Origin of the sequence: Mesorhizobium sp. M7A.F.Ca.CA.002.05.1.1, assembly GCF_003998335.1 — a bacterium.
In the GTDB taxonomy this organism is placed as follows: Bacteria; Pseudomonadota; Alphaproteobacteria; order Rhizobiales; family Rhizobiaceae; genus Mesorhizobium.
In genome coordinates this window covers 1-2,351 of the sequence record NZ_RZQI01000907.1, presented here as the reverse complement: position 1 = coordinate 2,351, position 2,351 = coordinate 1, and the positions used below count along the sequence as shown (strand labels likewise).

3 protein-coding genes are annotated in these 2,351 nt (G+C 60.5%); all 3 read right to left on the bottom strand.

What is annotated here, in order from left to right; all coding sequences use genetic code 11:
- Positions 1-216: 216 nt before the first annotated feature.
- Positions 217-855 carry an NrsF family protein gene (locus EN939_RS30350; protein ID WP_127271201.1) on the bottom strand — a complete coding sequence of 213 codons (639 nt, stop codon included), beginning with the start codon at positions 853-855 and terminating at the stop codon, positions 217-219.
- A gap of 1 nt (position 856) precedes the next feature.
- Entirely contained in the window at positions 857-1,408 is a 552-nt protein-coding gene (locus EN939_RS30345) for a sigma-70 family RNA polymerase sigma factor (protein WP_127271203.1), read from the bottom strand.
- A 156-nt stretch (positions 1,409-1,564) separates the two neighbouring features.
- Positions 1,565-2,351 (bottom strand): hypothetical protein (locus EN939_RS38260; protein WP_164751359.1); only part of this gene is annotated, 787 nt, incomplete at its 5' end.

Genomic DNA, 2,351 nt, shown 5'->3' with positions numbered 1-2,351 from the left:
CGCCAGCCCTGCATGCCCAAGAGATTTTCGGCTGGTCAATCCTCGCCACATCACGATACGTGCCACCCCCGTGCGCAAACGCATGTTCTCGCATCAACCTTGGCGGATCGATTTTAAGGAAAGGTTGCGTCCGGCATGCCGGCGTGGTCGCTAACCGGCAAACAATTGCCGGCATGATTAAGGATCGGTGCACGGGTCCGCGATCGTTACGAAACGCTACCAGCGTATGAAAAACCGTCCGCCGAGCGCACCGAGCAATGCGAGCGCTGCGATCGCTGCCGTGTACCAGGTGGCGACGAAAAGCGGCGAGTCGTCGAAGCAGTGCGCGGCATAGAAGGTTGCCGCCAGCCCGCCGGCGAGCAGACCCGCCACCGCACCGGCAAGCACCGGCCGTGTCGGCGCGCCATAGCGCAGCATCCACAGGAAGATGGCAAGCGGGCCAATACCGATCAGCGGGATGAAGCCCATGCAGAGCATCATGTTGGAGCCGACCATCCGTGTACCCCACAGCGCCTCCGGCACCATGAAAAGCTCAAGAAGCACCGCCACGGCGACCAGCACGGGCGCCGCGGCCATCCAGGCCATTGCCCGGCCCGTCGAGGCGCCCGGCGTCGACAAGGCGCGGATCAGGGCGAAGGCGCTGACGGCCAGCACGATGGTGAAGACGAATTTGGAGAGGAAGCGCATCGTGTGAGCGGCCGCCATGAAGTCCGGGCGCGGGCCGATGGTCAGCAGGAATACGACGGCCGCGATCACCGCCCCCGCACCGGCGGCCAGCCACCAGGCCGATAGCAGCGGGATTGCCTTGCTGCTTGCGTCGGCGTCCAGCGCCTTGATGAGATCATCCGTCCTCATGTCATTCCCGCCCGAACCGCCCCTGCCCGAATCGCTTGGCTATCGCAGCAAGTCCGCGATGCAGCGACACACGCACCGCCGTCTCGCTGATGCCGAACTTCGCCGCCGTCTCACCGATGGACCGCCCTTCCACCGACACGGCCGAGACCACGGAGCGCTGTGCCGGCGACAGGCTGTCCAATGCCCGGTTGATATCTCGCTCGCTGACGGTCTCGGTTTCCGGCTCGGCGAACGTCTCGGCGATATCGTCAACATCGATCTCGATGCGCCGTCCTCGCCGCCGGAACGCATCGATCACCTTGAAGCGGGCGATCGCGTAGATCCACGGCAACACCGGCGCATCCTGACGCCAGGTATGTCGTTTTACATGAATAGCCAGCAAGGTTTCCTGCACGACATCCTCGGGATCGACCCCGCCCTGCACGATCTTGCGCCTGGCAAAACCGCGAACCAGCGCGGCAATCCGGTGCAGAAAGTCGGCGTAAGCCCTTTCATCTCCCGCGATCGCGGCCCGCATCAGCCGGGAAAGTTCGGCCTCGTCCTTGCCGCTCACAAGAGTTCACTCCCCCGAATTTCGCGTCTCGGCGCTGATTTGTTACGTGGCCGGCGAAATAATGTCCAAGCCAAACTATCGGCAAATCACGAAAGATTGCGGCACACCGCGCGCCGATCGCCAGAGCGATATTGCCCCGCGCTCTTGTTCGAGAACTCAAGGCTTGGCGCCGAACATGGCGTCCCGGAAAGACCTGAAGCCCTTTCGAACGGTCAGCTTCATCCGTCTGCGACGGTACTTGTTTCTCAGGCGGCCCAAGATCTGGAAATGTGTCTCATCGATAACCGGAGTGGATAGGGGATCGTTAGCATATGGCAGTTGTGCCAAGGCATCTGCATGCATGTTGGCGTAAGGCAACGAATCGTATCTGTCGAAGGGTGTGGGCGGGTCGTTCAATACAGTGGGATTGGTGTTGATCTCGAAAACCTGGATACGACCATCGACAATGGTGTAGTCGATCCTGCCATATGAGATCCCCGCCTTCTCGAAAATCGGCATCAGCTCTACCGCATGCGGATTGTCGCGCACAAACTCGGTATGCTCGACCCGATGTTGCCCCGACATACCGCCTCCCTGTACCTTTATGAACCACTCCTTGCTGGCGAAGCAGTGTTGCGCATAACTGCGCTCGCCGATCCGATATGCCGAGTATTTTCGGTAGCTGCCATCGGCACCAGCCTTTGCTCCAAACTCCACCACTATGGGGCGAACAAAATTCATCGTACCCAGGTTCGAGAGCGCCTCGCCGAGTTCCGCCGGCGATTGCAACAGCGGCGGCACTTTATAAGCGGCGCCCGTCTCGTCACGCAGAAAGACAGGGAAACGCATTCCCGCCGGCAGACTTTCGGGTCTGTATACATTGAAATCATTGATGCCGTCCGCGAACAGCATACGCAATAGATCGAAACGCTGAAGGCTTTTTCGGGGATGGTTGAGTTGAAAC

Excerpts from the sequence above, each read along its gene's own strand:
- EN939_RS30350 (WP_127271201.1), bottom strand. The coding sequence starts at position 855 with ATGAGGACGGATGATCTCATCAAGGCGCTGGACGCCGACGCAAGCAGC.